At 50.8% G+C, this 22872-nt stretch carries 17 protein-coding genes and 1 pseudogene; 11 read left to right on the top strand and 7 right to left on the bottom strand.

Annotation, left to right across the window (positions count from 1 at the left end; genetic code table 11):
* Nucleotides 1–15: 15 nt before the first annotated feature.
* Nucleotides 16–222, bottom strand: a complete 207-nt coding sequence (locus B157_RS0128280) for a hypothetical protein (RefSeq protein WP_020602294.1) — start codon at nt 220–222, stop codon at nt 16–18.
* A 63-nt stretch (nt 223–285) separates the two neighbouring features.
* Between B157_RS0128280 and B157_RS0128275 the strand changes: the two genes are divergently transcribed.
* Both B157_RS0128275 and B157_RS0128270 read left to right on the top strand, forming a co-directional pair.
* Nucleotides 286–1917, top strand: a complete 1632-nt coding sequence (locus tag B157_RS0128275) for a type I restriction-modification system subunit M (protein ID WP_020606679.1) — start codon at nt 286–288, stop codon at nt 1915–1917.
* A gap of 35 nt (nt 1918–1952) precedes the next feature.
* Nucleotides 1953–2366, top strand: coding sequence for a VOC family protein (locus tag B157_RS0128270; RefSeq protein ID WP_020606678.1), 414 nt, complete (start codon nt 1953–1955; stop codon nt 2364–2366).
* A 42-nt stretch (nt 2367–2408) separates the two neighbouring features.
* Here B157_RS0128270 and B157_RS38620 read toward each other — a convergent pair whose 3' ends face one another.
* On the bottom strand, nt 2409–2552 hold the full coding sequence (locus B157_RS38620) for a hypothetical protein (protein ID WP_157618614.1): 144 nt from the start codon (nt 2550–2552) through the stop codon (nt 2409–2411).
* Nucleotides 2553–2597: 45 nt separating this feature from the next.
* On the opposite strand from B157_RS38620, the gene B157_RS0128265 reads away from it, so the two are divergent.
* Complete coding sequence (locus B157_RS0128265; RefSeq protein WP_020606677.1) at nt 2598–3323, top strand: YoaK family protein; 726 nt, start codon at nt 2598–2600, stop codon at nt 3321–3323.
* Between the two features lie 410 nt (nt 3324–3733).
* A complete protein-coding gene (locus tag B157_RS0128255; RefSeq protein WP_020606675.1) occupies nt 3734–4321 on the top strand; it encodes a hypothetical protein in 588 nt (195 codons plus the stop codon).
* A gap of 217 nt (nt 4322–4538) precedes the next feature.
* On the opposite strand, the gene B157_RS0128250 is transcribed toward B157_RS0128255, so the two are convergent.
* From B157_RS0128250 to B157_RS0128230, 5 genes are all read right to left on the bottom strand, one after another.
* Nucleotides 4539–5600 (bottom strand): NAD-dependent epimerase/dehydratase family protein, encoded by a 1062-nt coding sequence (locus B157_RS0128250; RefSeq protein WP_020606674.1) that lies wholly within the window; start codon nt 5598–5600, stop codon nt 4539–4541.
* 86 nt (nt 5601–5686) lie between these two features.
* On the bottom strand, nt 5687–7639 hold the full coding sequence (locus tag B157_RS0128245; protein ID WP_020606673.1) for a KUP/HAK/KT family potassium transporter: 1953 nt from the start codon (nt 7637–7639) through the stop codon (nt 5687–5689).
* A 317-nt stretch (nt 7640–7956) separates the two neighbouring features.
* On the bottom strand, nt 7957–9438 hold the full coding sequence (locus tag B157_RS0128240; protein ID WP_020606672.1) for a dihydrolipoyl dehydrogenase family protein: 1482 nt from the start codon (nt 9436–9438) through the stop codon (nt 7957–7959).
* Nucleotides 9439–9459: 21 nt separating this feature from the next.
* A complete protein-coding gene (locus B157_RS0128235; RefSeq protein ID WP_020606671.1) occupies nt 9460–10371 on the bottom strand; it encodes an LEA/WHy family protein in 912 nt (303 codons plus the stop codon).
* Between the two features lie 81 nt (nt 10372–10452).
* Nucleotides 10453–13548 carry a sensor histidine kinase gene (locus tag B157_RS0128230; RefSeq protein WP_020606670.1) on the bottom strand — a complete coding sequence of 1032 codons (3096 nt, stop codon included), beginning with the start codon at nt 13546–13548 and terminating at the stop codon, nt 10453–10455.
* Between the two features lie 388 nt (nt 13549–13936).
* Between B157_RS0128230 and B157_RS0128225 the strand changes: the two genes are divergently transcribed.
* From B157_RS0128225 to B157_RS0128200, 7 genes and pseudogenes are all read left to right on the top strand, one after another.
* Nucleotides 13937–14941: an IS701 family transposase gene (locus tag B157_RS0128225; RefSeq protein WP_020606669.1), complete on the top strand. Its 1005-nt coding sequence runs from the start codon at nt 13937–13939 to the stop codon at nt 14939–14941.
* 68 nt (nt 14942–15009) lie between these two features.
* Complete coding sequence (locus B157_RS36180) at nt 15010–15576, top strand: hypothetical protein (RefSeq protein WP_020606668.1); 567 nt, start codon at nt 15010–15012, stop codon at nt 15574–15576.
* A gap of 12 nt (nt 15577–15588) precedes the next feature.
* Nucleotides 15589–15789: pseudogene (locus B157_RS39925) on the top strand (META domain-containing protein); the annotation flags it as partial.
* A gap of 159 nt (nt 15790–15948) precedes the next feature.
* Nucleotides 15949–19386 (top strand): ThuA domain-containing protein, encoded by a 3438-nt coding sequence (locus tag B157_RS0128215; protein WP_020606666.1) that lies wholly within the window; start codon nt 15949–15951, stop codon nt 19384–19386.
* Between the two features lie 282 nt (nt 19387–19668).
* Nucleotides 19669–20712, top strand: coding sequence for an ATP-binding protein (locus B157_RS0128210; RefSeq protein WP_342664722.1), 1044 nt, complete (start codon nt 19669–19671; stop codon nt 20710–20712).
* Between the two features lie 56 nt (nt 20713–20768).
* Nucleotides 20769–21944, top strand: coding sequence for a glycosyltransferase family 87 protein (locus B157_RS0128205; RefSeq protein ID WP_026309023.1), 1176 nt, complete (start codon nt 20769–20771; stop codon nt 21942–21944).
* A gap of 48 nt (nt 21945–21992) precedes the next feature.
* Nucleotides 21993–22865 (top strand): glycosyltransferase family protein, encoded by an 873-nt coding sequence (locus B157_RS0128200; RefSeq protein WP_020606663.1) that lies wholly within the window; start codon nt 21993–21995, stop codon nt 22863–22865.
* Nucleotides 22866–22872: the final 7 nt, after the last annotated feature.

Genomic DNA, 22872 nt, shown 5'->3' with positions numbered 1-22872 from the left:
GATTATGTGCAATATCTATTTTTCCGAATCGGGTTTGTGTAGTATTTTTTTTCGGGGGTTCACCGGGGTTGGCCCCATTGAGGTCTGCAATATATCTTTACCCAGATCGGTCATGATATGGGCAAATTTCTCTTCGTAGGCCAGGAAATTAGGTTGTTGTTGCAAAGCTTGAAACTCATCATACCGGGCATCAACGAGGGCATGTAATTCTTCTCTGGTCATGGGAACAAGGGCTTTTTGAGGCTATGTCAACAAGATACTGGTATTTTTGAAATGCACCCTATCATGTCTAATAAAGCACAGCAAAAACTAGGTAAAACCCTTTGGGAAATAGCTGACCAACTGCGTGGCGCTATGAACGCGGATGATTTCCGTGATTATATGCTTTCGTTTCTTTTTCTTCGCTACCTGTCGTACAACTACGAAGAATCGGCCAAAAAGGAATTGGGAGCCGATTACCCCACGTTGCCGGAGAAAGATACCCGTACGCCTTTGTCTGTCTGGTATGCCGACAATGAAGCAGACGTACAGGAGTTTGAAAAGCAAATGCGCCGGAAGGTGCATTATGTCATACAACCACAACACCTGTGGAGCCACATCACGGAGTTAGCGAGAAAGCAAAATACGGAGTTGCTGGTAACGCTGGAAGCTGGTTTTCGATACATTGAAAACGAATCGTTTGAACGGGCCTTTCAGGGATTGTTTTCAGAAATCAATTTGAATTCTGAAAAACTGGGTAAAACGTCAACCGAACGAAACAAGAAACTCTGCACCATCATCCAGAAAATTGCCGAGGGCATAGCCGAATTCTCGGCGGACGCCGATACCCTGGGCGATGCGTATGAATACCTCATCGGTGAGTTTGCGGCCGGTTCGGGCAAAAAAGCAGGTGAGTTCTACACGCCCCAGCAAATCTCGACCATCCTGTCTGAAATCGTCGTCCTGGACAGTCAGGACCCCAGTTCGGGCAAAAAGAAAAAATTTGATAAGGTGCTTGATTTCACCTGTGGTTCAGGATCCCTACTGCTGAATGTCAGAAAACGAATCAGAGACAACGGCGGTAGTATCGGCAAACTATATGGGCAGGAAAAGAACATCACCACCTACAACCTCGCCCGCATGAACATGCTGTTGCACGGCATGAAAGACACCGAGTTTGAAATATTCCACGGAGACACGCTAGAGAATCAATGGGAGTTACTCAACGAGATGAATCCGGCCAAAAAGATTGAGTTCGATGCCATCGTCGCCAATCCGCCATTCAGTCTGCGTTGGGAACCAACCGACACCCTGGCCGACGATTTTCGGTTCAAGAGTTATGGTTTAGCCCCCAAATCAGCCGCCGATTTTGCTTTTTTACTCCATGGGTTTCACTTCCTGGGAAATGAAGGAACAATGGCTATCATTTTACCACACGGCGTTTTATTCCGGGGTGGTGCAGAAGAAAAAATCCGTACCAAACTGTTGAAAGATAACCACATCGACACTGTCATTGGCTTACCGTCTAACCTGTTCTACTCAACGGGTATTCCGGTTTGTATTTTGGTGTTGAAGAAATGCAAAAAACAGGACGATGTGTTATTCATCAATGCCAGTGAGCAGTACGAAAAAGGCAAACGACAAAACACCCTACGGGAAGGCGAAGAGGAAGAACCCAACGATATTCGAAAAATAGTCGATACGTACAAACATCGACCAGACCATATTGAACGCTATGCGCGCCGGGTTTCACTGGAAGAGATTGAAAAGAATGGCTACAACCTGAATATTTCAAGATATGTAAGCACCTCGCTTGATGAAGTACAAATTGACCTGAAAGCCGTACATAAAAAACTGGGTCTACTCAATGAAAGCATTATAGCCAATACCGACAAGCACAATGAATTTTTGAAAGAGTTAGGATTACCAACCATCTGAAGATGACTTGCTAACCCGCTTTGCACCCACATACAATGGAAGAACAAGAAAGTAAGACAACAGATAGCAACACCTTAACCAAGGTAACTGGCATTGGGGGCATCTTCTTTTTTTCTGACAATCCGGAAGAAACCAGAGCGTGGTACGCCAAGAACTTAGGATTCGACATCAATGCCTGGGGTTCGGCGGGTTTCGAATCCCGGGACGTTGACCGGCCCGATGAAGTCCACGCGATGCAATGGAGTCCGTTCAAAACCGGAGATGCCTATTTCGCTCCCTCCTCCAAGGCGTTCATGATTAACTACCGCGTCCAGCACCTCGAAGCGCTGGTCGATAAACTCCGGGAAAACGGCGCCACCATCCTCGATGACATTACCCCCTACGACTACGGGAAACTCGTCCACATCATGAACCCCGACGGCAATAAGATTGAACTCTGGGAACCCTGACCGTATTACGGTGCCACCGTTTCAACCATCAGGAGAGACAGGCTACCAGCGCGGGTTTTGCATCAGTTGAGCCAGTGTACAAAGCTCACCGTTTTTTGGTTGTCCGCCAATCGCGATAGCCGTATCTACCACCATCACCAACCGGCAGGATGGGCATCCAATGTAAATAGGCGTATATTCACCCATTGTGTGGCGGTTTATACCCCCTGAAAAAAGAGAAAGAAGTATACAATGTTCATACACCATGGCAAGACGCGAACCCTAAGCCATAACCTGCAAATAGCCTCGTTATTATCGTTTGTTGCGGGTATTGTGAACGTGGCTGGTTTCTTTTCGGTCCAACGGCTGACAACGAACGTAACGGGCCACTTTGCCTTTTTCATCGATGAAGTGTTTAAGTTGAACTACTGGGAAGGGTTTATCTATTTTCTGTACATCTTCTTCTTTTTTCTGGGTTCATTTGTTTCCAGCCTGCTCATTGAAATTATTTCGCGGAAGGACGACCACTATATTTACATCGTTCCGGCTTCAATAGAATGCCTGATTCTGTTCATTGCTGGATTTTATGGGCAAGGATTGCTGCTCCAACGGCCAAACGTTATTGTATTCAGCTTACTGTTCGCCATGGGTTTACAAAACTCGCTGGTAACGACCATTTCAAATGCAACCGTCAGAACAACCCATTTAACAGGGCTTTTCACCGATTTAGGCATTGAGTTAGCTCAACTATTCTTTTACAAAGCGAAACAACAAAAGCAGAAACTACGCTCATCCATCCGATTACGCTTTACGATTATAGCCTTCTTTTTTGTGGGTGGTATTGCGGGCGCGATTTTATACACCAAAATTGGCCTGTCCACCCTGATTTTCGCAGCCACTACTCTGGTGCTGGGGTTGGTCTATGACAACATAAAGTTCAAGCTTATCCTGCTGAGACGAAAATTTAGAAACGGCTGACAAAAACGGCCTACAACTACGGCAAGTTCGTCCACCTCATGGACGCCGACGGCAACAGAAACGAACTGCGGGAACCTCAACCAGTCACGCTGCCACTCTTTCGGACAACAATAGTAGCCGCTACCAACCCCCGGGGTTTGCGTCAGTTGGGGCCAGCAGGCAAAATGCCACGTTCCCTGGATATTGACAAGCCACGGCATAGCTATATACCAGCAGCCGGTTAACCTGCTGAATAAGGGGGTAAAGCGCTGGTTACCGTTTGCTAAATCAATGCCAAAAAAGCCATGTAATCAGCCTTTTGACTGTACTTTGGTACCAGCTTCGGCCCCAGCTCGATTCGCTATCAATAAGGGTGCAGGAAGCCCCGCCCGGTAGCCGTCAGCTCGAAAGGAACCAAACTTACAGAGCCAATGACCGTTTTATACACCGCGCGGGAGGTATTCGACCAATCCACTGAAAAATATGGGAAGACGTGGTCCGATTATTTCGATTACGCTCAGATACCCCATTTAACCGAAGTCGTTTCGCTCGACGGTCTACTAAACGGGACTGTACCTGCGCTGGATTACAACAAGGCTGATGGGGATGACTGGAATTTTATCCATACGGATGGCCTGTTCCCGACTGGCCTGTTCCCGACTGGCCTGTTCACTTCGCCCGACTATATACTGCGCAAAACCACTTCCGAAAGCCGATTCAATTTGTTGGCCGTGGTTATAAACCCGGAGCAGGATTGCAGCCGTATTCTCCTGGATGGGTATGAGTTTGTCGGGTACGACCTGCTGGAAAAGGATTACAGCGTAAGCGTCGTAACGAATTGCTTTGGTTTGGTCGGGGCCTGTTTACCAACCGAGGTAAACGCACGGGGGTTGATTGATGATTACGCGTTAGCCTTTGTCATTCAAAAACGTTTGTTTGACAACAATCCGACGGTAGACCACGTCGACACGAATGTCATGGCCATCTGGCGGCACAAAACAATTGGTCGGCAGGCATGAAGGCAAGCGGTCCAAACGAAAAAAGCCCCCGCCAATGCCAACGAACCTAACCAACAGAAGGCAGCATACACCGTAGTTGACCTCAACACCGAAAAAAGCTGGCCCAGAATCGTAGTGGTAACACGGGGCTGACACGTACTAACGTTAACCTGTCCACATCAATAAAAAAGCCCTTATCCGGTCTGCTGGATAAGGGCTTTTTCTGGAAATTGACCGGCTATTTCAGAATCGGTTCCAGGGCGGCCCGGTTCTCGTTGAGCCAGTCGTGAATGTCGGTTACAATCTCCCGGATGCCCAGTTGGGGTTTCCAGCCGGTTAGCTTCGTTACGTTGGTGTTGTCCGTGATGTACAGGCGGATGTCGGCCGACCGGTTTTCGGTGACCTGCTTTATCGGGATTGTTTTGCCCGTCACTTCCTGACAAATCCGGGTCAGTTCCTGCAGGGAGGCACTGCTTTCTACCCCGCCCCCCGCGTTCAGGATTTGCCCGTTTACCTGGTCGAGGTGGTGAAGCTGCCAGTCGATCAGGCGGTACAGATCGGCAATGTGGAGCATGTCGCGGGTTTGCTTGCCCGTTCCGCCGTAGCCGATATACGCCAGTTGCTGCTCAAAGTAGTGCTTGGCAATCCAGAGCACCATGACGCCCTGATCGACCTTACCCATTTGCCAGGGGCCGGTAATGACGCCACAGCGGTTAATGACCGTTTTCAGGCCGTAGAACTCGTTGTATTCCTGAATAATCAGTTCCGATGCCAGTTTGGTGGTGCCGTACAATGACCGCGCACCCGTCAGCGGAAAATCTTCGGCAATCCCTTTGGCCGATACCCCCGGCACGGGCTGCTCATCCGTCAGCACAAAGCGCGTGTCGGCTTCGGCATAATTGAGGGTTTCGATTGTTTTGATCGGATACACCCGGCTGGTCGACAGGAAAATGAAACTAGCCTTGTGTTTCAACGCGTAATTGAGGCAGTTGACGGTACCAAACAGGTTGGTATTGATCAGGTAATCGGGCGTACCATCCAGCCCTGCCAGCACCGAAGGTTCGGCCGAGGCTTCGATAACGGTATCTACGGCGGGCAGCGCATCAAAATCCTCCTTGTTCCGAATGTCGCCATGCAGGAATTCGATACCAGCTGCTTTGAGCCGCGACAGGCTCAGTTCCGACCCACGCCGTTTGAGGTTGTCGAGCGCAAAAATCTCGTAGTTTGGATAGTTCTTTTTCAGCGAGATAGCCAGTGACGAACCAACGAATCCGGCCCCGCCGGTGATGAGAAGTTTCATAATGAAAGAGCGAAAGAGCGAAAGAATGAAAGAGTGATTGGCGCATTAATTTCGCACTCTCGCTCTTTCACACTTTCGCTCTTTAATTAGGTTGTAATGCGTTTCAACTGTACGTTTTCGACCGGGCGGATGACCAGGGGTACTTTCTCTATTTTCACCGAACTGCTGTCCAGTCCGAACCAGCGGTCTTCGGGCGTAGTGAAGCTCTTGATACTAAAATAAATATTCATGATAATTCGCTCGCGAGTGGGTAGTTCATTCTCGAAAGACAGAAATTTCTCCAGAACTACAAAGCGAAAATCCCCAATCACGTTCTGACGGCTGAGCGATTCGTAGCGGCTGGTGATGTCCACTTCTTTGTTTTTCACCATGTCTTCAATCACTTTTCGGAAGAACAGGTTGATGCGCTGCTCCACCCGAAAGCCCAGTTTAAACGTCACTTTGTAGGCATCGTCGGGGGCAATGGTATTTACTTTGTACTCCATCGTGTACGGGTCATCAGTGGTATCGACGTGTACAAACCAGTAGATATCGGCCCGTTTGGGGCGTTTCTGGAAGATGGAGTAAATTATTTTCGATTCTATTTCCGACTGCCGGGCCGCGTTGCTCATAAACACAATGTGCGTGGCATATTTGGGAATGCTGATATCCCGACTGAGTTCTTTAATGGCCTGGGTATACTGGTCGATACGAACGTATTCCGTCAGGCGTAGCTTAATCTGAAAAGCCTGTAGCCAGATGTACATCACCCCGGCAATGGTAACCCCAATTAACATGGATACCCAGCCGCCATGTGGAAACTTGATGAGATTGGCAATCAGAAAAGACCCTTCGATACCCAGATAAACCGTCAGAAAGAGCACCACCCACCACGCCTGATACTTGTGCGTATACAGATAATAGGACATCAGCATGGTGGTCATCAGCATCGTTAGCGTAATGGCCAGACCGTAGGCAGCCTCCATATTCGACGACTTCTGAAAGTACAACACTACCCCCACGCAACCCGCCCAGAGGAGCATATTAACGCTGGGCACGTACAGTTGACCTTTCTGAACACTCGGATAACGCAACCGCACCTTTGGCCAGAAGTTGAGCCGGATGGCTTCGCTGATGAGGGTAAAGGAACCACTGATGAGGGCCTGACTGGCAATAACGGTGGCAGCCGTGGCAATGCTGATACCAATGGTCAGGAACCAGGGCGGCATCACCTCATAAAAGGGGATACGCTCTTTCAGCGTCTGGCCCTGAATACCAAGTAACCAGGCACCCTGCCCGAAGTAGTTGAGCAACAGACAGGTTTTAACAAAAACCCAGCTCACCCGAATATTGGACCGACCACAGTGACCCATGTCGGAATAAAGGGCTTCGGCACCCGTTGTGCACAAAAAAACGGAACCCAACAGCCAGAATCCCCCCGGATATTTAACCAGTAACCACCAGGCATAATACGGGTTTATGGCGGCCAGTACACCCGGCGCGTGGGCAATCTGAATAATACCCAGCGTAGCCAGCATCACAAACCATACCAGCATAATGGGCCCAAAAGCCGTACCAACCACGTTGGTTCCGAAGGCCTGAATCAGAAACAGGATGGTTAGAATGGCAATGACAATCTCGATAATCTGAAAATCCGTAATGGATGGATAAATCAGCCGCAGCCCTTCCACCGCCGACGAAACCGAAATGGGGGGCGTAATAATCCCATCGGCCAGCAGGGCAGCTCCCCCAATAATAGCCGGAAGCGTCAACCAGCGGGCATGCCTGCGTACGAGGGCGTAGAGCGCAAAAATTCCCCCTTCTCCCCGGTTGTCGGCCCGTAAAATCAGGATTACGTACTTAACCGACGTTTGCAGGGTGAGTGTCCATAAAACGCAGGATAATGCACCCCTTATAACATCGGCCCGAATTATGTTGTCCGGCCCGATAATGGCCCGTAACGTATACAGGGGCGACGTACCAATGTCGCCATATATAATACCCATTGCTACCAGCAAACCAGCAGCCGAAACGGCATCCAAATGTTTCTTGTCTTCCATATCCAGGCTTGAGCCTACTTACTTTTGGGCGGGTAAAAACGGCGCAAAGATAGCCTATGTTTGGAATAGTTATTCCTGCCCTGCCCTAAAGTTGCCCGTGCAAAAAAACGCACTAATCGGGCCATACTTGCCTGTAGACTCACTGACGAAATAAAACCAGACCTTTTTTTTGAACGTATGTACAGTACCCATCCAAAGAATGAGTCTATGGATGGGTACTGTTATGGGTTTTGTTAATTAGGTGAGTCCGGCAGATGGCCCGTTCTATAAATGGGCCATCTCTTTTTATTCATACGGTAAATCAGCCACTCTTAGGCTCACTCGTACAGCCACTTAGCTCCTTTCTTGACGAGGTCAGGCAGGTGGCCGCCAATCTTATCGACCCAGATGGATTTATTGACCCGACTGGCCGTTGGGTATGGGTACGTCTTGTTGAAGAAATCCCCCGCTGTCAGGCCTTTTTGCTGCGCCAGGATAAGCTCCTGAATCAACTCACCCGCCTTTGGTGCAATAATAGTGCCCCCTAAAATTTTCGGGCCGAAGGGATTTATGCCCGATGGACTGACAAATAAAATCATCCGGGCGTATTCGTAGTCTTCAATGACAGCCCGGTCGTCGCGGGCGAAATCATACTCGATGCGTTCATACTCTTTCCCGCGTGTTTTCAGGTCTTCTTCCGAAAAACCGAATGTGGCCACTTCGGGATCGGTGAACGTGACCCACGAAAAATGGTCGTACGTAAGTTTTTTCCCGAACACGCCGGGCGTTATGAAATTACCGACCACAATGGATGCCTGTAGTTCGGCCCCGTGTGAGAACAGGCGTTGCCCGGCCGGTGCTCCGGCGGCTGCGTCGCCAACGGCAAAAACGTGTTTGTTGGTGGTCTGTAGGTAGTCGTTGAGTGTAAGGCGACCTCTATCATACAGCTCGATACCGGCAACGGGCAGGTTCAGTGCGTCATACTGAAACGTGCGCCCAATGGCTACCAGCACCACGTCGAACGGAATGGTATCCGTATGGCCGTTTCCGGCCTTCATCTCCGCCGTATTTACATCAGGGAAGGCGGTAACTTTCCGCTTTAGCTTAAACGTGATTCCTTCTTTTTCCAACTGCTTTTTCAGCAGTTCCGATACCTCCGGCAGTTCTTTGTCCAGAATACGCTCCTCGGTTCCTACCACGGTTACGGCACTGCCTAACCGCCCGAACGCCTGGGCCATCTCGATACCAATAGGTCCCGCGCCCACAATCAGAAGTCGTTTGGGCAGGGTTTTCAGCGAAAAAATGGTTTGGTTGGTATGCAGTTTACCCGGCACTTTCGCTACGGCATCCAGCCCTTCGGCCTCCAGCTGACGGGGTAGGGAACCCGTGCAGAGCACGATATTTTTGGCCGTCGCCCGCATCGTTTCCCCGTCATTGAGCACCACTTCAACCTCGGTTTCGCCCACAAAGTGCGCTACCCCCAGCGCGACGTCGATCCCTTCCGTTTCGCGCAGATAGCGGTCGTTTTCGTGCGCCCGGATAATGTCCTGCCGCTCCCGAACGTACTGCATCACCTCCGCCATATCAACGGCCCCGGCAGCTTTCACGCCGAACCGGTCTACGCTCCGGGCATGGTGGACCTGTTTACTAACGTAAATGAGGGCCTTGCTCGGCACACAACCATCGTTCAGGCAGTCGCCCCCAATTCGGTGATCGTTTTTTTCTACGATCAGCACGGTAAAACCGAGACGTTTCATGGATATACCTACGCTGAGCCCGGCCGATCCGGCACCAATAACGAGTACGTCGTACTGTTTCATGTAGTTAGTCAGTTGTGCCGCTTACTTGTTCTTTTTAAAATCCAGCAGCGTTCCTTTTATGGTCGTTACAAACTTGCTGTGCTGGAACATGGGGTTGTTGTTCTTGTCGAGAATTTTACACCGGAAGGTGATCGCATACGGGGTGTCTTTCTTGTCGAACAGGGCTTTGGGCAGTAATCCAAGGGCTTTGCCTGGCTTCACGGTTACCGGAAACACCACGGGTGTCGTCGCTTCTTTCTTTACCAGAATTGGCTCAGCCTGCACCCCTTCGGCAATTTCTTTCCCATCAATAACCACGGTATAATGCGTATCGGTAATGTTGTAGGGAAACTTATTCCTGTTAATGATATTGACTTTTGCCGCTACATCCATCGCTTTCAGACTCAGTTTGCCGTAATCGATATCCTCTACCTTAAACTGCGGAACGTGGTAGGTAGGCAGTCGGCGGGTCTGGTCGATGTTGATTTTCCTTTCACCCAGAATCGGCACATCCGTATCGAACGAAATACGAAGCCGGTAGTCGGCACTATCGACCTTGCGCCGGTCGAGGTCTTCGAGCAGGGCAGTCATTTTTTTCGCTTTCAGTTTGGCGGGCAGCGCCAGAGTAGTGCTGTCTTCGGCGTTTACGGTCACCACCTTCTCGTACGATTCCTTAACCAGTTCCTGATCATTGATATAGAACGAGTAGTTCACATTACTGCCCTTCAATGCAATGGGAAGCGGATTGTCGAGGAGGATGTACATGTTCATCGAAATCTCATCGTCGGTGATGTTCTCAAAGTCAAACCGGCTTAGTTCCACGCGTGGTTTAAGGGTTCCATCGTAAGCACCCCTTTCTGCTTCGGCGTTACTTTTTAACCGGCTATAATACATGTAGGCACCAAGGATACCGACAAACAGCAATCCGAGCGCAATAATCCAGCCTTTCTTCATTGGGTAGTGTCGTGTATGTGTTGGGCTAGTAAACGACCAAACCCGGCTAAGTGTTCATACACGAATTGACGTGCTTCCCGGTCAGGCAACCGGAACGGATATCCGGATGGCTGTCCCCTTGTTGTCGGCCGACGTCAGCTGATAAGTACCTTTCACGAGCATGACCCGCTGGTTGATATTGATTAAACCATTGCCCGCCAATGAGTGATTGTGGACGCGTGTAGGGTCGAAGCCGTGCCCATCATCGCTATAGGTCAGCGACAGGGTATCGGCTTCATAATTCAGACTGAGCAGAACGTGGGTAGCCTCAGCGTGTTTGGCCGCGTTCTGGAGCAATTCCTGCACAATCCGAAACATATTGATTTCGATGCTTTCGGGTAGTTTCTGCGGCACCTGTCGGCAGGTAAACATTACGTTCAGCTGGTGGCTCTCATTCATCAATGCCACCACATCATCAATTGTATGAACCAGCCCAAACTCGGCCAGACTGCGCGGATGCGTATCATGAATGATGCTGCGTATATCCGCAATGGATGATTTAAGCACGGACAGGGAACGATTCCTGACATCATCAACGGTTACGTTGGGCGAGCCGAGCGACGAGAGATACATTTTCAGCACAGCCAGGTTGGCCCCTACGCCATCGTGCAGTTCTTTGGAAAACCGGTGCCGTTCAAGTTCCTGCGTTCGGATGGCTACGCTCAACTCGTGGGCCTGTCGGTTTTTTAGCGTAGCAATCCGGTACAGGTAGCCGCCATACAGCCCTCCTGCCAGCAGCATGAGCATGGCTATCCGAAACCAGAGTGTCGCCCAGAAGGGCGGCTTAATCAGGATGTTCACCAGAGTGCCCTGCTCATTCCAAAGGCCATCGTCGTTACTGCCTTTCACCCGAAACACATAGTTGCCCGGTGGCAGGTTGGTGTAGTTGGCCGTTCGGCGATGCTGAGCCTGCACCCAGGACGCATCAATGCCCTCGAGTTTGTACTGATAGCGATTTTTTTGTGAGTTAGAGAAATTGAGGGCCGCAAAGGAAAACTCAATAAAATTCTGGTCGGGGTTGAGCGTCAGGCGTGTCTGGTTCGGATTGTAAGCACTGTCCAGCACGGTAAGGGCGGTGATACGAATCGGCGGCACAAACGCATTTCGCTGCATCTGCCCGGTTCTGACGTACGTAACGCCATTGACACCGCCAAAAAACAGCGTACCGTCGGCATGTTTGTAAGCCACATTGGTATTGAACTCATTGCTTTGCAGCCCATCCGACACGTCATAGTTTTTGAGCACGCCCTTCGTGGGCGAGAAGCGGGTTAGCCCCTGATTGCTGCTTAGCCACAAATACCCCTCATTGTCTTTCAGAATACCGTAAATCACATCGTTGGGCAACCGAAACGCCATCGGCCCCTTGCTGCTCGTATACTGGCGTGTAACCACATTGCGGGTCAGATCAAGTACAAACAGGCCACAATCGGTACCAACCCAGAGGGTACAGCCATCCTGCAACACCGAGCGAATATTAAGACAGGCCAGTCCGTTGGCAGGCCCGAATGCGTTGAGTTGCTGCGTACGGCGGTTGTAGCGAAGCAGCCCGTTTCCCAGCGTCCCGAACCACACGATATCCCGCTCCTGCTGATAGACCAGTCGAATATAATAGGCCGAAATAGCCGCGACAGCGGGCAAATCCTGCCAGCCTTTCCACCGCTTCGCTAGCCAGTCGAAGCGCATTAACCCACCGTCACCCGCTACCCAGATTTCGCTGGTTCGTCCGTTGGTATCGCTGAGCATGTGGGCTGCGAAGATATATTTTTGTTTACGCGGCCCCGGCATCGGGTACACATGAGCCCTGTTTTGGCGGGGGTCATACTGTGTTAGTTCGTGCCAGTTAGCAAACCACAGGTTGCCGTTAGAATCGGCGTTGATTACCCGCACCTCACCGTGCATAGCGCTAGCCGATGGGACAGCCGTTTCAGGAAACGACGTGATGGCACCGTCCGGTATCGAATAGCGGGCAAATCCACCGGCTTCGGTGCCAATGTACAGTTGGTTTCCCAGGCCCAATAGCCGGAAAACCACGTTATCGGGCAGGCCCTGCGCCGGATTGTCGGCCTGTTGCTGAATCAGCCCGAACGGAAGTCGGTTGGGGTCATATTTGTCGATACCCTGGCTACTACTCCCCACCCAGACAATGTCCTGCTGATCCTGATAAAGGAGCCATACGAAGTTTTCGCGCAGACTCCGGCGATTGAGCGCTGAGTGACGAACGTAGGTAAACTGATCGGTTTCAGGGTGGTAAATGGCTATACCGCCCGTGCGGGTGCCAATCCAGACGTTGCCGGTTTTGTCGCACAGCAACGACTCTACATCATTGCCGCTCAGGTGCCGCGCCGTACCTCCCTGTACATAGTGCGTAACGTGACCCAACGGGCTGGCGGGATTTTCCAGCCGGAAGGCCCCATCATCGGCGGTACCCATCCACAGATTTCCGCGTTTGTCGAACAGGAGGTTTTGAAACAGGGATGCCGTTGTCAGGCGCTGACGAATGGGGACAGCCACAAAAGTAGCCCGTTCGGTATCGTAGCGGTACAACTCATTGAATGTAAGCACCCACAGTTGCCCATCGGGGGCCAGGCAACAACTGTGGATCGTATTGATACCGGGAAAGTATTGCCTGATTTTTTTCAGGGCCGGGTCGAAACAAAACAGCCCCTGCGCCACCGTTTGAATCCAGATACGCCCCCGTTTATCTTCCAGCAGGCGGTTAACGGGCAGGCTATCGACCGCGTGGCGAATACCAAACGTTTCCGTAAATCCACGTATCCGGCCACCTGCCCGGTCGAACAGATTCAGCCCGGCTCCCGTGCCAATCCAGAGCCGCTGGTGCGAATCGGTGAGCAGGGCCTGCACCAGGTTACTGTTCAGTCCCTGCCCGATTCGGTACACCCTGAACCCGTAGCCATCGAACCGATTAAGTCCATCCTGCGTAGCAAACCACCGGAAGCCATCATAGGCCGTAACCGCATTGATGGTCCCCTGCGACAGACCACTCTCCTGACCGTAATGCTCAAACGTTATTGGCTCGTCTTCCTGCTCAGGCCTACTCAACCGGGTTGGCTTACCAACTATCTGAACATGCGTCAGACAGGCCAACAGGAAGCAAAGCGTAGTGCGCGCGTACCGCATAATCTCTCGGAAGTTGTAACGTTAGGGCAACCGTTACTGCAAACGCCTAATTTACGGTAAATACTCATTCGATGCGTCATTACCGGATTTATGGTCGATTCTGGCAAACCGGCGGTGTCTGTTTACCGGCAACTCATCGGCCAGTCGGCCTGTCTATTAACCCTGGAGCATTTACTATCTGTTTCATAAAAGCTGTTTATACTACTATTTTGGGCCTGAAAGCGCCAATTCAAACAGCTTCCAGGGAGTTTTTACAGTAGAAACGGCTGCGTTGCTGCCTGCCGGAAAAGCTGGTTCTGCTCACTTATTCGAGCTGGTTTTCGGTTTCCGTTGATACACAGAATAATTTAGGACTTACGCAAAGTAATGAAAATGGTTAATTTCAGGTATGAAAACGACGAGCCACTTATACTGTCAGTATCTGCTCTCCAGCCAGATTAATTATACCTGCACGAATTTGGCTGACCACTTTGCTGACCTTTCCCACGACGACGTGGCCCGCTTCCTAAAAGAAGAAAAGCTTACCCCACGAATGCTTTGGGAAAAGGTAAGCCCACTTTTTAACAGTCGGCTCGAAGGCTATCTTATCTTTGACGATGTAGTGCTGGAAAAGATCCACTCGTCTAAAATACAGGGTGTTCGGCGACAATATTCGGGTAATCAGCATGGGATAATTAAAGGCATCGGTGTGGTCAACTGCGTGTATTACGATCCAGTTGCCGACCAATTCTGGGTCATTGACTACCGGCTGTTTGACCCCGACCGGGACGGCAAGACCAAGCTTGATCATGTGCGGGAGATGCTCATTAGCGCGATTCATCGCGGTTTGCTTTTCGGTTATGTGCTCATGGACAGTTGGTATGCCACCACCGAGATGATGAAACTGCTCATCAGCAAGCATAAAATCTTCTACTGTCCGCTCAAGGCCAACCGTAAAGTGGATGACAGCCAGGCAAAACGACCCTACCTGGCGGTGAGTAATCTGGCGTGGTCGGCTAGGGAATTGGCCGAAGGCAAAGCGGTTAAGCTCAACAAGTTTCCTCTTGATGTGAAAGTAAAGCTGTTCCGGGTTGAGGTCTCTACCGACCGCACGGACTGGTTGATAACCAATGACTTGTCTCAGGACTCGACACAGGCTGCTCAACAGGAGAGCAGCCTGCGTTGGAAGATTGAGCAGCTTCACCGGGAGGAAAAACAATTGACAGGCATTGCTAAGTGTCAGTGTCGTCTGAATCGAAGTCAACGGAATCATATTGCAGCGGCCAGTTTGGTGTGGATACGGTTGCGGGAGTTGGCTTATGGATGTCAAACGAGCGTTTATCAACTCAAGCATGGCTTATTGAGCGAGTATCTACGCTCTCAGCTTGTTCGGCCAACAATCCAGTTTGCGTAAGTCCTATAATTCTTAAACTTTTTCGGCTGGCGATGGTCTTATCCTCAAATACAACCCGCACCAAACCTATGCGAACGCTACTGGTTGGCCTTGTACTCCTGACGGTTGCCTGTCGCCGTCCGTCTACGCAGTTCTCGGCCATGCTCATCCCCGTCAATCAACCCGACGATTACACCCGCTACCTGAAAGCCGGGGATGAACTGGTGGCCGTAGGCAGTGACCCCGCCTGGTCGCTAACGGTAAACCCATCCCAGGGAGTCCTGCTCTTTAAACCCCGGCACGGCGACAGCAGTGTTGTATCGCTTTCCGAAAATCAGATTAGCCGCACGGCCGATTCGACCAATGGCGCGTTCGGATATCAGTCGCTGGATGGCCGAATCAAGGTATTGTTCCGACCCGACAGTTGTACGGATAAACTATCCGGCCAGCGGTACGATTACCACGTGGATGTGGTGAGTCAGGGCAAAAACGTGGTGGGTTGTGGCGTTTCACTACGGCAATTAGCCCTCCTGCAGGCTAGCTGGGTGCTCACGGGCATAGAGGGGGATTCCGTTGCCACCAACGGAGCAGCCCGGACAATACCCCGCCTGGAGATTTCACTCACTCAGGGGCGCGTAACCGGCACTACCGGCTGAAATCAGCTCAGCGGCCCCGTTAGGGCAGACACTCATCAGATTCTGTTTGGACCACTGGTTACCACAAAAATGGCCTGTATGGGTCCAAACGGTGCGGTAGAAGCCAAACTGCTGCCCCTGCTGAACCAGCCAATGACCTACCGGATTAATTCGCGTGAACTGACGCTGTTTCGGCAGGGCAAGCCCGTTCTGACTTTCAAAAAAGTCGATTAAATTCAGGTTCAGGCATTATTTAAGCCAATGACTACGACATGGCATTCGCTTTTTCGTTACTTTTGTTTCTTACTAAAAGCCAATCGAATCCTAAAATAAGTTAAGCATTTTGACTTCGATTAGTGGGTGCCAATCAATTTGTATAAATCACAAAACTCTATGATTAACAGTAAATTTCCCTCCCGCCTATGGCTGCTGGCGGGCGTGCTGGCAACGGTAGTCTCTGGCGCAGACAACCCTGTCTGGGCACAAACGTCAGCCCGGCGAACGACCCCGGCCAAACCAGCAACGGCTTCGGGTCAGGCACCCGTTGCCCTGAACAAAGTACTGGTTTTCTCCAAAACGGCAGGATATAGGCACAAGTCCATTGAGGTAGGCAAACTAGCCATTATGAAACTCGGTAAGGAAAACGGGTTTGCCGTTGACACGACAGAGAACGCCGGCAAGTTCACCGAAAATAACCTGAAGCAGTACAGTGCCGTTATCTGGCTCAGCACGACCGGCAATGTACTCGACGAAGCCCAGCAGGCGCAGTTTGAGCGGTACATTCAGGCGGGTGGCGGCTACATGGGTATCCACGCGGCTGCCGATACGGAATACGACTGGCCCTGGTATAACCAACTGGCGGGTGCGTACTTTCTGAACCACCCCAAACAGCAGAATGCCGAAATCGATATTATCGATAAAAGCCATCCGGCTACCAAAATGCTGCCCGACGTCTGGAAACGGTTCGACGAGTGGTACAGCTACAAAAGCATCTCGCCCGAGATAAAAGTGCTGGGTAAGCTGGACGAAAAAACCTACGAAGGCGGCAAAAACGGGGATAATCACCCGTTCATCTGGTACCACGATTTCGACGGTGGCAAGGCATTTTACACGGGTGCCGGCCATACCGATGAGTCGTATAGCGACCAGATGTTTTTAGCCCACATTCTGGGTGGTATCAAATCCGTGATGGCTACGAACCTGAAGTTCGGACAGGCCAAAACGCAGCCTTACCCCGAAGAAAACCGCTTCGACCGCCAGATTCTCACCGCCGGACTCGATGAGCCTACGGAACTGGTAGTACTGGACAACGGTAAAGTACTTTTCTCGGAGCGGAAAGGTGCCCTGAAATTGTATGACCCCGCCAAAAAATCGGTGAAAGTGGTTGCCAACTTCCCGGTATTCACCAAGTTTGAATACGGCCTGATGGGGTTGAATGTTGACCCTAATTTCAAGCAGAACAAATGGCTGTATGCCTACTACTCGCCCCTGACGGGCAATACGGTAGCCGATACCGCCCAGCACCTGTCGCGCTTTGTGTACGACGATGTGAAGGACACCCTGCTGCTCAATACCGAGAAAGTCCTGCTGACCATTCCCGTTAAGCGCGATGGCTGCTGCCATACGGGGGGCTCGATTGCCTGGGACAAGAAGGGCAATCTGTACCTCTCGGCGGGTGACGATACCAACCCATTCAACTCCAAAGGGTTCGCTCCCATTGACGGGCGGCCGGGTCGCCGGGGCTGGGATGCCCGCGCTACATCGAGTAACACCAACGACCTGCGTGGTAAAATCATGCGGATTCACCCCGAAGCCGACGGCACCTACACCATTCCCGAAGGAAACCTGTTCCCAAAAGGAATGGACAAGACCCGTCCCGAAATTTACGTAATGGGTAACCGTAATCCCTATCGGATTTCGGTCGACCAGCGTACGGGTTTCCTGTACTGGGGCGAAGTAGGCCCTGACGCGGGTGAGAACAGCGAAAAATATGGCCCCCGCGGGCACGACGAAATGAATCAGGCCCGGAAGGCAGGGTATTACGGCTGGCCGCTGTTCGTAGCGGACAATCGTCCCTACCACGCCTTTAATTTTGCCGATAGCACCTCCGGCCCCCTGTTTGACCCCATGAAGCCAATCAATGATTCGCCTAACAACACGGGCCTTCAGGAGCTACCCCCGGCTCAGAAAGCGTTTATTTATTACCCCTACGCCGAATCGCCGGAGTTCGGGCCGATTATGGGCAAAGGTGGTCGTAATGCCATGGCCGGACCGGTTTATTACTACGATGACTATCCGGAATCGCCCGTAAAATTCCCGAAGGCCTACGACGGAAAATTCTTTGCCTACGAATGGATGCGTGACTGGATTCACCCGGTCACGATGAAAGAAAACGGCGATTTTGTGAAGATGGAGACCTTCCTGCCGAACACCAAGTTCTCGCACACGATTGACATGCAGTTTGCCAACGATGGTTCGCTGTATACGCTCGAATACGGGCAGCAGTGGTTTGCGGCCAACGCCGACGCCCGCCTGTCGCGCATTACGTACAATGCTGGCAACCGGAAGCCCGTAGCCGCTGCCAATGCCAGCAAAATGGTTGGTGCGGCTCCCCTGACGGTGAAATTTGACGCGAAAGAATCGATGGATTACGATGGTGACGCGCTCAAATACGAGTGGTCGTTTGGCCCCGGTATGCCAAAACAGACGACTGCCAACCCAACGGTAACCTTTACGAAGCCCGGCGTTTACCCGACTACGCTCAAAGTGACGGATGTCGCCGGAAACGTAGCCACCAAAACGATGGACATCAAAGTGGGGAACGACCAGCCCAAAGTGGAAGTTGCTCTTGCGGGAAACAAAACGTTTTACTTCCCCGACAAGCCCGTTAAGTACGCCGTTAAAGTGGCCGACAAAGAGGACGGAACCTTGCAGAAAGGTATCGACCCCAGCGATGTGACCATGACTATCAACTACCTCGAAGGTTTTGACAAAACGATGCTGGCACAGGGCCACCAGGCCAACACGGGTTTTTCGACCGGTAAGCGGCTGATTGAACTGAGCGACTGTAAAGCCTGCCATGCCATTGACAAAAAATCCATCGGACCTGCCTATATCGACGTAGCGAAGAAATACAAAGGCTCTTTTCAGGCCGAAGGCAAACTGGCCAAAAAGGTAATTTCCGGTGGTGGTGGCGTCTGGGGCGAACAGGCCATGAGTGCCCACCCGCAACTCAAGGAAAGCGAAGCAACTGACATGGTACGGTATATCCTTTCGCTGGCTGACCAGAAAAAAGAAGACCGTCAGCCACTATCGGGTGATTACGTGACGGCAGCGCAGAAAAAGGATGGTTCATACATCCTGACCGCTACCTATACCGACCGGGGCAATGGTGCCATTGGCCCTATTACCGGTTCATCGAGTGTAGCCCTGCGGTCGCCGATGGTGAAAGCCGTTTCGGCGGATGTAAAGCAGGATATTTTCCAGTACGACATTCCACAGATGGGACCAGCTGCCATCGGAACGAAGTCGGGTAGCTACCTGGAGTTCACGGATATTGACCTGACGGGCATCACGGGCATTAAACCAACGGTATTCTCGGCTAACGACCAGGTAGCGGGTGGCAAACTCGAAGCCCGGCTCGACTCACCCACGGGCCTGCTTCTGGGCGAAGCTGATGCCAAACAGGGCACAACGGGGCCGATTGATTTACCATTCCGTAAGCCCGTGTCGGGTATTCATAAACTCTACCTCGTTTTCATCAATCCAACGGCCGGTCAAAAACCGCTGTTTGCCGTTGATAAGGTACAGTTCGATACGCAGGGTATGTAGTTGCAGTTGCTCCTTGTCCTCACGATGTTTGTAGAGGAGATGAAGTAGGGGAATTTATGGTTTTCTCCATTCTGCTATACTGGTTAAAGTAACTCGCCATCCTTGTAAATTCAAATGTATATTTTGAATTTACAAGGATGGCGAGTTACTTTAAGGATGATTACACGCTCTGTAACAGCACGTTTGCTCGATGATTTGACTTATTTTCCAATTGTGGCCTTAATTGGCCCGCGACAGGTTGGCAAAACAACACTGGCACAACTCATACGTGGGTAACTACCTATTGAATCAATCTACATTGATCTGGAATTGACAACCGACCGGGAGGTGCTCCAAAACGCCGAATCGTTCCTACAGGGCCAAGCCGACAAATGTGTCATTATAGATGAAGTGCAGCAAATGCCGGTATTATTTTCATTACTTCGGGCGTTAGTCGATAAAGAGCGCATGCCTGGACGGTTTCTGCTGCTGGGTTCGGCCTCGCCCGACCTCATTCGGCAGAGTGCCAATTCGCTGGCAGGACGTATATCCTATATCGAACTAACCCCCTTTTCATGGCCTGAAGTACAGAGCCGGGTTAGCTGGCAGGAGCACTGGTTTAGGGGTGGCTTTCCAGATGCACTTTTTGCTGATCTTCCATCACGTACAGGTCGGTGGTTAGACAATTTTGTGGCAACTTTTGTTGAGCGCGACCTCCGTGCACTGGGATATCAGGTAGCGGCCCCTACACTACGCCGGTTTCTACAAATGCTACTTGGTGTTCATGGCAATCTCTTGAATATGAGTGACTTATCTCGCTCAATGGGTATATCACAGCCTACTGTACTGGCCTATCTGGATTTACTGGAAGGAGGATTTCTAATCAGACGATTACAGCCTTACTTTATCAACATTGGTAAACGCCTGGTGAAATCGCCCAAGTTATACCTGCGCGACTCAGGAATGCTGCATCGGCTGGCACGCCTGCACTCTTTTAATGATTTGCAAACGAATCTGCTCGTTGGCGCATCGTGGGAAGGCTACGTTGTAGAGCAATTGATCCGAACAGCTTCCGACACTGAGTTCTATTTTTACCGTACACAAGCCGGTGCCGAGTGCGACCTATTCGTTATCAGACCCGATGGTAAACGGGCCTGCATCGAAATCAAATACGCCGATGTACCCGTTTTGACAAAGGGATTTTATGCCAGTGTTGCAGATTTGAACCCCGATGATAAAGTTGTAATTGTGCCGCAGGGCCGAACTTTCACCACAAAAGAAGGGGTCGTGGTTGTGCCTTTATCAATCTTCCTGAATGAGATTTGGCCGCAATGGATGACCACGTAGTATATTCGCCGTTTTATAAGGCTGGTTTTGTCTATCATCTAACAGATTGACCTGTAGTGAATACCATACAAAAGTTTTACAGGCATCCTCTTTTCAGTAACACCCGCTTCATTATGGGGGTTTACGCGGCACTTGCCCTGCTGGCAAGCATAAAGGTCGTGTTCTTTGAGGGGTCTGATGTGTACAGTATTTTTTATTATTCGCTGTATCATCTCCTGGAGGGTAAAAGTCTGTATGCAGCCTATCCGGCAGAGTACGTGGATCATTATCACTACGCACCTACTTTTGCCGCTCTATTTGCCCCAATTTTTGCGCTTCCCTATTCAGTGGGGCTGTTCATCTGGCAACCCTTGTTTACGGCTGTCTGGTTTTACGCCATCTACCGGATGCCGTTTACGCATCAGCAAAAAGTGTTTGCCTACTGGTTCTGCCTGCAGGAATTGTTCACGTCGCTCGTGAATAGCCAGACCAATCCGCTCATTGCCGCCCTTTCGCTATTTACGTTCCTGAGTTTTGAACGTCGCAAACCAGTTTGGGCCGCTTTTTTTATCCTGCTGGGCTTCAATATCAAAATTTATAGTCTGGTAGCCGGGGCATTATTTTTACTATACCCGCAGAAACTCCGGTTTCTGGCTTATGCCCTGGGCTGGGGTGTTGTGTTCGCGTTGCTGCCGCTGCTGCTTACTTCGCCCGATAAACTGCTCTGGCAATATGACTTGTGGGTGCAACAGCTGCTCATAAAATCTGACGTGGACAAATGGCTTAATCTGTCCATTCACCGCCTTGTGCATCAGACCATCTCGCCCAATATTTCAACTTCAGCTATTATTGGGGCCGGGGTGCTGCTGTTCTGTACGGTGTATGTGCAGATAAAACGCTATACAGAACCGGTATTCCGTCTGTTAATGGTTGCATCGGTGCTGCTGTTTCAGGTCATTTTCAACCCCGTTTCCGAATCGCCAACCTACATTACAGCCGTTACGGGCGTGATTTGCTGGTGGGTGTGCTGCCCGCAAAACTGGCTCGACAGAACCTTGCTCATTAGTTGTTTTGTGTTCACCATACTGTCGCCCAGCGACATATTTCCAACCTTCCTGCGGGAGCAGTTGGTGAAACCATACGTGCTAAAAGCCCTACCCTGCGTACTTATCTGGTTTAGAGTAATTTACCTTATGCATCTACCCGAAAACCCCCTTGTAAGACAGGGCCAAACCGGTGCCGTTCAAGCCTGAGCATTGAATCTACCGAAAAGCAGAAAGAGAAATTGGTAATTTTACCCTATGAAAGTAGCTGGGTTTAGTTTTATCCGTAACGCTGTTTTGTTCGACTACCCCATTGTAGAAGCCATTACATCGGTGTTGCCATTATGCGATGAATTCGTGATTGCCGTTGGCGATTCTGACGATGATACACTGGCGTTGATCAAATCCATTCAGTCTGATAAAATAAGGATTATTCGTACAACCTGGGATGATAGCGCCCGCGCCGGGGGGCGGGTGTTGGCCCTGGAAACGGATAAAGCGCTGGCCGCTGTTTCGCCGGATGCCGACTGGGCGTTCTACATTCAGGGAGATGAAGTATTGCACGAACAGTACCTTCCGGTTGTTCGGGAAGCCATGCAGCGCTACCTGATGGATGAGAACGTAGACGGTTTACTCTTCAAGTACCTGCATTTCTACGGCTCCTACAGCTACGTCGGCGACTCCCGGCAGTGGTACCGACGCGAAATCAGGGTGATTCGCAACACGGGTAATGTAGTGTCGTATAAGGATGCACAGGGATTTCGAACGCAGGAGAACCAGAAGCTACGGGTCAAACTGATCGATGCGTACGTATATCATTATGGCTGGGTGAAGCCCCCCGAAACACAGAAGAAAAGGCTTCGCAATGCGAATCATTTCTGGAATACCAGCGAAACCATTGCCAAAGCCGAGGCTAGTGTCGACGCATTCGATTATAGTCAAATTGACTCGCTAGCCCACTTTACGGGTATTCACCCTGCCGTTATGCAACCCCGCGTCGACCGCCTGAACTGGGATTTCAACTTCGATACCCGCCAGAAACGGTATTCCGCCCGTGTCCGTTTTCTGACCCTTGTCGAAAAACTAACCGGCTGGCGAATTGGCGAATACAAAAACTACAAACTGGTATAACAAGTAT

Source organism: Spirosoma spitsbergense DSM 19989, assembly GCF_000374085.1.
In the GTDB taxonomy this organism is placed as follows: Bacteria; Bacteroidota; Bacteroidia; order Cytophagales; family Spirosomataceae; genus Spirosoma; species Spirosoma spitsbergense.
The sequence above is the reverse complement of the archived record's forward strand: the minus strand, read 5'-3'. Positions and strand labels throughout refer to the sequence as shown.

What these genes read in the sequence shown, in the direction of transcription:
- B157_RS0128275 (WP_020606679.1), top strand. Translation starts at nt 286, where the DNA reads ATGTCTAATAAAGCACAGCAAAAACTAGGTAAAACCCTTTGGGAAATA.
- B157_RS0128240 (WP_020606672.1), bottom strand. Translation starts at nt 9,438, where the DNA reads ATGAAACAGTACGACGTACTCGTTATTGGTGCCGGATCGGCCGGGCTC.
- B157_RS36180 (WP_020606668.1), top strand. Translation starts at nt 15,010, where the DNA reads ATGCGAACGCTACTGGTTGGCCTTGTACTCCTGACGGTTGCCTGTCGC.
- B157_RS38620 (WP_157618614.1), bottom strand. Translation starts at nt 2,552, where the DNA reads ATGGGTGAATATACGCCTATTTACATTGGATGCCCATCCTGCCGGTTG.
- B157_RS0128250 (WP_020606674.1), bottom strand. Translation starts at nt 5,600, where the DNA reads ATGAAACTTCTCATCACCGGCGGGGCCGGATTCGTTGGTTCGTCACTG.
- B157_RS0128280 (WP_020602294.1), bottom strand. Translation starts at nt 222, where the DNA reads ATGACCAGAGAAGAATTACATGCCCTCGTTGATGCCCGGTATGATGAG.
- B157_RS0128270 (WP_020606678.1), top strand. Translation starts at nt 1,953, where the DNA reads ATGGAAGAACAAGAAAGTAAGACAACAGATAGCAACACCTTAACCAAG.
- B157_RS0128265 (WP_020606677.1), top strand. Translation starts at nt 2,598, where the DNA reads ATGTTCATACACCATGGCAAGACGCGAACCCTAAGCCATAACCTGCAA.
- B157_RS0128225 (WP_020606669.1), top strand. Translation starts at nt 13,937, where the DNA reads ATGAAAACGACGAGCCACTTATACTGTCAGTATCTGCTCTCCAGCCAG.
- B157_RS0128255 (WP_020606675.1), top strand. Translation starts at nt 3,734, where the DNA reads ATGACCGTTTTATACACCGCGCGGGAGGTATTCGACCAATCCACTGAA.
- B157_RS0128245 (WP_020606673.1), bottom strand. Translation starts at nt 7,639, where the DNA reads ATGGAAGACAAGAAACATTTGGATGCCGTTTCGGCTGCTGGTTTGCTG.
- B157_RS0128235 (WP_020606671.1), bottom strand. Translation starts at nt 10,371, where the DNA reads ATGAAGAAAGGCTGGATTATTGCGCTCGGATTGCTGTTTGTCGGTATC.
- B157_RS0128215 (WP_020606666.1), top strand. Translation starts at nt 15,949, where the DNA reads ATGATTAACAGTAAATTTCCCTCCCGCCTATGGCTGCTGGCGGGCGTG.
- B157_RS0128230 (WP_020606670.1), bottom strand. Translation starts at nt 13,548, where the DNA reads ATGCGGTACGCGCGCACTACGCTTTGCTTCCTGTTGGCCTGTCTGACG.
- B157_RS0128200 (WP_020606663.1), top strand. Translation starts at nt 21,993, where the DNA reads ATGAAAGTAGCTGGGTTTAGTTTTATCCGTAACGCTGTTTTGTTCGAC.